6 protein-coding genes are annotated in these 7,339 nt (G+C 64.0%); 5 read left to right on the top strand and 1 reads right to left on the bottom strand.

What is annotated here, in order from left to right; translation table 11 throughout:
• Positions 1–270, top strand: a 270-nt coding sequence (locus tag VL752_RS06350) for a hypothetical protein (RefSeq protein WP_325353286.1), incomplete at its 5' end; no start/stop codon positions are given.
• Between the two features lie 93 nt (positions 271–363).
• Here VL752_RS06350 and VL752_RS06355 read toward each other — a convergent pair.
• Positions 364–1,089, bottom strand: a complete 726-nt coding sequence (locus tag VL752_RS06355) for a phytochelatin synthase family protein (RefSeq protein ID WP_325353288.1) — start codon at positions 1,087–1,089, stop codon at positions 364–366.
• A gap of 970 nt (positions 1,090–2,059) precedes the next feature.
• Here VL752_RS06355 and VL752_RS06360 point away from each other — a divergent pair.
• Genes VL752_RS06360 through VL752_RS06375 form a run of 4 tightly spaced genes read left to right on the top strand, consistent with a single transcriptional unit; the run spans position 2,060 to position 6,866 of the window.
• On the top strand, positions 2,060–2,302 hold the full coding sequence (locus tag VL752_RS06360; RefSeq protein WP_325353289.1) for a YtcA family lipoprotein: 243 nt from the start codon (positions 2,060–2,062) through the stop codon (positions 2,300–2,302).
• Between the two features lie 2 nt (positions 2,303–2,304).
• Positions 2,305–3,354: a multidrug transporter subunit MdtN gene (gene mdtN / locus VL752_RS06365; RefSeq protein WP_325353291.1), complete on the top strand. Its 1,050-nt coding sequence runs from the start codon at positions 2,305–2,307 to the stop codon at positions 3,352–3,354.
• The gene (locus VL752_RS06370) at positions 3,335–5,341 is read left to right on the top strand and encodes an FUSC family protein (RefSeq protein ID WP_325353293.1); all 2,007 of its coding nucleotides are present in this window, start codon (positions 3,335–3,337) and stop codon (positions 5,339–5,341) included. The genes mdtN and VL752_RS06370 overlap by 20 nt, the downstream gene beginning before the upstream one ends.
• Positions 5,328–6,866, top strand: coding sequence for a TolC family protein (locus tag VL752_RS06375; protein WP_325353295.1), 1,539 nt, complete (start codon positions 5,328–5,330; stop codon positions 6,864–6,866). Before VL752_RS06370 ends, VL752_RS06375 begins: the two co-directional genes overlap by 14 nt.
• The last annotated feature ends 473 nt before the right edge of the window (positions 6,867–7,339 follow it).

A 7,339-nucleotide genomic window follows, 5' to 3' on the forward strand; every position in this document is an offset into this window, starting at 1 on the left:
GGGAGAGAGCAAATGGACTGGAAGCGAACCACCGTCATTCTGTTGGCCGCCGCGTCGCTGGCGGGCTGCGCGAGTGCGAAGCAGATCGCTCTGCCAGGGGGGCGCCCGGGCTACATGGTGAGTTGCAGCGGAATCCAACTGACCCTGGCCGATTGCTATGCCAAGGCTGCCAAGGTCTGCCCGGCTGGCTATGACATAACCTCGAAGGATTTGACCTCAACCGTGCTCAATCCGTTCCAGCGCTCGATGCTGGTCCGTTGCCGCTCCTAGACATCAGGGTCATAGCCCGCGCCATTCAACAGATCAAAGGCGGCAGCACGAAATGGCCGATTGAGCCCCGCCCCCGGGACGTGGCGGAATATCTCAAGGAGCGGTCGCCGATATCAGGACGAAACCGCGTGTCCTGTTCTCGTTGTCCGAATCCCGCGTGTTCATGGCGTCGAAAAGCTCCGACGCTCTCACCCAAACAGGCTGGTATTTATACCGCGCAACATCAAGGATGAGGAACCGGTCTGCCTTTCCATCATAGGCCGCCAGCGGCGAGATATGTCCGCCCTCCTCCTGCCCGATCGCTTTGCGGAGGTAATTGACGATAACGAAATGGTTCGGCTGACGAAGATAAGAACTTGCCAGCTTGCGGAATTGGTCCACCGAACTGTCAGCGGCGTGACGGACTACTGCCTTGACCGGCTGCGTTGCCAGAATTCCACCGATCTGATCGAGCGTCATGCCCTTCTTCGCCAAGACGTCTCGGCCGAGAACGGCGTCCGTTCGTGCATCGAGCACATTGTCCTGCGTGAATGTCCGGTAGGGTGCATATTCTGGAACTGAGGGCGCAGGAATGTTGAGCGCGTTCAGTACCATGACGATGCTTGCGACACCGCAGTAGGACTGTGTCTTCTGCGTCAAAAAATTGCTTACGAGAGGAAAAAAGGCCTCCCGTGCATTGCTCTCGAGAAAATAGCTCTCGCCGGCACTGGAATTGAAGCCGGCCAGATTGTCCGGAAGCTTCAGGGTCTCACCGTTTGCACTGATGACAGGCATTCCCAGTGCAACAAGCACCGCGACCTGAACGAAGTTCTTTGACACGGCGTCATCTCCAAGGTGGGGGCGGCGCCATTACACTGGCACAGTCACGCGCGAATGACGAAACGGAAAGATGTGATCGATCGAGCACTCGGCTGCAGCGATCCGGCAGCCGCAATCTCGGTTCCGATTGACCTCGTGCGCACAGGGGCCACCCACGGCCATCGATAGCGACACTTGACGCCCCAGGAAGAGAAGATCGGGGTGGCGGAAATGGCGCCGCGCGTTTGCTTTCACATCCCGAAATCTGTAGCCGCTTTTTCACGGCATTGCGCCAAGCTCCTCGATAACAGGGAAGGAGGTGCGTGTCGCCCGCGTATCGAGGATGGACGATGGTCACGTGTTCCTGCCGGTCTTTGTCGACCGCTTTAATGCCCAGCCCTCCCCAAGGCCCGGCTTGCCAGAAGCATCTGCATCGGGGCCCGAGGATGCCGCTGGCGTGCCAAACGGCGCACCCGTTCGAGCCTAGACGGAGAGGACACGCGCCGGATCGTCGCTGAGCGCTGAATCGTACCGGCTCAGAAGTCAGCTTGAGAGCACGTCTCCGCCGTTACTACGAATTTCAACAAAACTTGTTGGAATAAAACGGCTCTCCCAGAGAACGGCAAAGGTGTCCGCGGAATGAGGGAGCTAACGGGTTTCGCGGCAGGAGACGCATGCGCGAAATGCGGCATGGTCGCGGATCAGTCCTTGCGCCTGGTTCAGATGCGATCCCTCCCGATGAATGTGACAATTCCGGGCGAAGGTCGCAGACAGCGAGCTGAAAACTCAGGCCGATTTCGTTTGTAAGCTATTCCAAATGGCGGCATAAACCCCACCCTGTCAGATAAAAAGTGGCTATGCAGGAATTTTGCAACACAACCATTGATGGCTGGAATATCGACGGCGACCACATTGACCAAGGGACGTTGCAAGAAGGTGCAGGTTGAATATTTGGCTTTCCGGTAGGTTCCCAAGGGCCGTCAGGGGATCGTTGGCGGCCCTGCCGCTGAGCGGCTGCGACGTGGAACGAGGGGCGCCGTCTTTTACCTTGTTTGGTGCGTTTTTTCCGGCCTGGATGTTCTGTGCCGGAATCGGAATAATGGTCGCGATCGGCGCGCGCGCGATTTTTGTCAGCACCGGCTGTTCCGCCGTTCTGCCGTACCAGCTTGCCGTCTGCTCCTCGATCGGCGTGATTGCCGGCGTGCTGGCTTGGCTGCTCTGGTTCGGATCATGACCATGAAGACAGCACCCGCAAAACCCGGTCGCCTCGGGTTCAGGCTGATCTCCCTGCTCATTATCCTCATCGCCGTCGCCATCGGCTGGTTCGCCTGGCATCACAGCGTTCTGTTCCCGTCCACCGACGATGCGACGATCGATGCCGACACCGTTCACGTGGCAGCCGAAGTCCCGGGCCGGATCATCGACATTCCCGTCGCCGAGAACATGCGTGTCCGCAAGGGCGAGATCCTGTTCCGGATCGATCCCCTCCCCTACCAGCTCGCGGTCGACCAGACGCGCGCGGACCTCGCCTTGGCGGAGGCGCAGCTCGGCACGCAGCGGCGCACCGTGGCAACCCAGCAATCGGCAGCCACCGTTGCCGCGGCTCAGGTCAACCGCGCCACGACCAACCTCGACCTCGCGACCCGGACCGTGAAGCGGCTGACCCCGCTCGCCGCCCGGGGCTATGTGCCGGCCGAGCAACTCGACCAGGCACAGACCGCAGAGCGGGACGCCGCCACCTCCCTGCAGCAGGCGCGGGAGCAGGCCGCCGCCGCGGTCACCGCGATCGACACGGTTGCGGCGACGGAGGCCGTGGTTGCCGCCCGCCGCGCCGCCCTCGCCATCGCAAAGCGGCAACTCGCCGACACAGTCGTGCGAGCGCCGCATGACGGGCTGGTCGTCGGGCTGACCAAATCCTCCGGCGAGATGGTGGTGCCGGGCCAGGCACTCTTCACCCTGATCAACAGTGACGAATGGTTCGCGGTCGGAAATTTCCGGGAGACGCAACTCCACTCCGTCGCGGTCGGCGACTGCGCGACCGTCTATTCGATGATCGACCGCAACCATCCGATCGCCGGCGTGGTCCAGGGGATCGGATGGGGCGTGCTCGACCAGGAGCGCGTGTCACTGCCGTTTTCAGTGCCTTATGTCGAACGTTCCCTGAACTGGGTCCGGGTTGCGCAGCGCTTTCCCGTCCGCATTGCGCTTAAGGATCCCCCGCCGCTCCTCACCCGGCTGGGCGCCAGCGCCGTCATCGAGATCCGCCATGGCCCTGCCTGCCACTGAGCGCATCAGAGGGCGGGCGACGCGCCTGGTGCATCTGCTGGCGCCATTCCCCGGCCGGCTGGAAGTCGCGGGGCGGCTGGCACTCATCTGCGCCCTGACGGCCCTCGTGACGGAGATCTACCAGACGCCGGATGCGGCTCTGACCGTCTATGTGGCGTTCTTTCTCATCAAGGCCGATCGCGTGACGAGCATCATTCTGAGCCTGGTGATGCTCACGGTGCTGACGGTCACACTTCTCTTCGTCCTGCCGGTCACGATCCTGGTCGCAGATCAGCCGATGTGGCGGGTCGCGGCCATGGCGCTGATCTCCTTCGGTCTGATGTTCCTCGCCTCCAGCAGCAAGCTCCGCGCGATCACGCCGATCGTGGCGCTTATCGCGGCCTACGCGCTCGATTTGCTCGGCACAATCCAGATCGGCGAGATAGCGACGCGCGTGCTGCTCTACGCTTGGCTCTTCGTCGGCATTCCGGCGGGCGTTTCCATCGTCGTCAATCTGCTGATCGGGCCCGCGCCGCGGCGGCTTGCCGAGCGCGCCCTCGCGCACCGCTTGCGCTTGGCCGCCGGCATGCTGCGAAGCCCGAACGAGAGGGTCCGGCGCGGCATGCAGGCGGCACTTCGTGGCGGTCTCACCGAGATTCTGACCTGGCTGAAGCTTGCCGGCATGGAGCGGACCTCGCCCGCCGGGGATCTCGCGGCGCTCCAGCAGGCGGCAGCGTCGACGATGCGAATTCTGCTTCTGACCGACCTCGCGGACCGCATGCCCGCGAGCGCCCCGAACGGGGAAGCCCGCGGAGAGGTCGCGGATACGCTCGATGCCATGGCCACCATTCTCGCATCCGGTTCATATCCGGTCGAAATCGCCCTGACACCCCCGCCCACTAGTCCGGACACGGCTGTCGGCGCCGCCTGGATGGCCGAGATGGACGCAAGCCTCACGCAATTCGCCGTGCCGCCTCCCCCGCCCCCGGGTCCGGCGCCCGCAGCAAAAAAGCCGCGTGGCGGCCTGCTGGTTCCGGATGCATTCACCAATCCCATCCATGTCCACCTCGCCCTGAAGACGACGGCGGCGGCAATGTTCTGCTACGTCTTCTATTCGCTGCTGGATTGGCCGACCATCCACACCTGCCTGATCACGTGCTATATCGTGGCGCTTGGTACAGCCGCGGAAACGGTCGAGAAACTCACCCTGCGCGTCCTCGGATGCATGCTCGGGGCTGCCGCCGGCATCGGTGCGATGGTCTATCTCATCCCCGATCTGACCTCGATCGGCGCGCTGATGGTGACGGTGTTTGTGGCCAGCCTTGCCGCGGCCTGGGTAGCCGTCGGCAATGCGCGCATCGCCTATGCCGGGTTCCAGATCGCCTTCGCCTTCTTCCTCTGTGTCATCCAGGGGGCCGGTCCGTCCTTCGACATGGTGACGGCGCGGGATCGCGTCATCGGCATCCTACTCGGTAATCTCGTTGTCTATCTGATCTTTACGACCGTGTGGCCGGTCAGCGTCACCAAGCGGATCGATCCCGCGATCGCGGCTTTACTCCGCAAGCTCGGCGCCATCGCGTCCGCGAAAGGCGCAGCCGCCTCTCTGGCCGCCTCGCAAGCGGAAACGGCGCTCGGCGCGCTGGAGCGGGACCTTGATCTGTCCTCCTATGAGCCGATGTCGATCCGCCCCGGGCAGGACTGGCTGGGCCGCCGCCGGGACGCGGCCGAGGGGATGGCGGCGCTGACCGGCGCCCTGATGCTGAGCGCGAGCCGAGACCCGGCGCTTTCCCAGGATCTCGCGGGCCGCCTTGGCAAGCTCGCCGATGACGTGGACGGCGTGACGCGGCCGGAGGATGGCCAAGCCGGTCCCGCCAGGGCATCGGAGGCTGGCGGCACGACGCCGCTCGCCGAACTGAACAGCTGGATGGAGCCCCGTTTGAGACGTTTCGAAGACCTGGCGGCTTCCGTGGCAGAGGATGACAAAGCGGTGCTCCGTGCGGCCGTCTAAGACCTCGAGGCTCATCCTGCTTACGGCACTCGCACTGGCGGTGGCGGGCTGCGCGACCTCGGCTCTGGACATGGCGCCGGACCGCCCCGATGCGCCCTGGAAGCCGCCGACCGATGCCACGGGTGCGATCAAGCCCGGGCCCGAGGCGAGCACCGCCGGTGCGGGCGGCGGCTATGTCCTGCCTCCTAACCGGGCGCTCGCCGTGATCCCGCCAGCGCCAGCCGTCAACCCGCACCGCGCTTATGCGCTGCCCGACCTGATCGATATCGCGGAGTCCCACAATCCGGACACCCGGATCGCCTGGGACGAGGCACGCAAGGCTGCGCTGGCCGCCGGTATCGCGGAGAGCAGCTATCTGCCCGATATCACCGCCAGCGCCGTCGGGGCCTATCAGGACGGGCACGGAAACAATTCCGCGCTGGGCCTGGACACCAGCGGCAACAGCAATGCGCACGGTGTGATCTCGGCGATATCACTGCGCTGGCTGATGTTCGATTTCGGCGAACGATCGGCGACCATCGAGGCCGCGAAACAGGTTTCAGCGATTTCCAACATCGTCTTCACCCAGGCGCATCAGCGGGTGATCTACAATGTCAGCCTCGCCTTCTACGCCGATACCGCGGCGCGTGCCCGCGCCCGCTCGGCAGCGCAGTCGCTGAAGAACGCAAAGGCTGTCCAAGCCTCTGCGGAAGCGCGTTACGGGCAAGGCGTCGGCACGGTCGTCGAGGTTGCCCAGGCCGCCCAGGCCACGGCGCAGGCGAAGCTCGCGCTGGTGCAAGCGACGGGCGGGGTCGATGATGCCTATCTCTCCCTGCTGACTGCCATGGGCATTTCGCCCATGGTGAGAATGACCATTGCCGATGTAGCGCCGCGGCACCTCTCGCCCGCGCTCGACGCGCCGGTGCAGGCGATCGTGGCCGAGGCGCTGGCGCGGCGGCCGGACATGCTGAGTGCCTATGCCGCGCAGCAGGCGAGCCTCGCCAATGTCCGGGCCGCCCAGGCGGAATTCATGCCCAAAGTTTTTCTCTCGGCGACGGGCGCCTACAATTCGGGTGGGCTGAGCGTGACGTCGCTCCCGGCGATCGGACAACTGGCGCCGACCGGAAATATCTCCGGCAGCCAGTTCAACGGTACCATCCTCGCGGGTCTGACCGTCCCGCTCTATGACGGCGGCAGCCGGGCCGCGATCCTGGGCCAAGCCGAGGCCAGTGCCGATTCCGCCGATGCTGCGCTCGCCAAGGCACGGGACGAAACCGTCCGCCAGGTCGTCGGCGCCGAAAATGCGCTGCGGACAAGCCTTGCCGCCTATAGCGCCTCGAAGGCTTTGGCCACCGCCGCGCAGACGAGCTACGACGCCGCCTTCGCCGCCTACCAGAAGGGGGTGGGATCGGTTACAGATGCGACGACAGCGGAGACGCAGCTTCTCCAGGCGCAGAATGCTGCAACCGATTCGTATAGCGCGGTGCTATCCGCGGCGGCGACACTCGCCTTCACGACCGGTGGGTTAGGCGCCGCACCGCCCTGAGCGAGCTATCTCCGGGAATCCGTGACGCGAGCCCTGCTCTTCAAAAATATGGCCGTCCCGCCTCGATCGAGAGCAAGGATGCGAAATGATGAAGCCGCCAGACCTGGATTGTCGCCATCGTGTTCCGGCCGCGCTGATCAGCCACGCGATCTGCCTCCCCCATGTATTCCGCTGAGCTTTCGAGATGCCGAACGGCTCCGCACCGAGCGCGGCATCTTTGTTTCCTATGAGAGCACCCGGCGGAGGTGCTTGAAGTCTGGCGCAAGTGTCGCGAACAATCGTCGTCCGGCCCCGCTTCGCTGACAGATGGTACTTTGACGAGGTCTGCCTTCATAACGCTCAGGCGGAAAGCTTTAAGAAGACCTTGAGGACAGAGGAAATCTGTTTCACTGATTACGAAACCTTGGCCGGCGGCGCCGCAAGATTGCCAAGGTTCATCGACGACATTTACCATGCCCGACGGCTCCCCTCGT

Source organism: Acidisoma sp. (assembly GCF_035492295.1).
Taxonomy (GTDB): Bacteria; Pseudomonadota; Alphaproteobacteria; order Acetobacterales; family Acetobacteraceae; genus Acidisoma.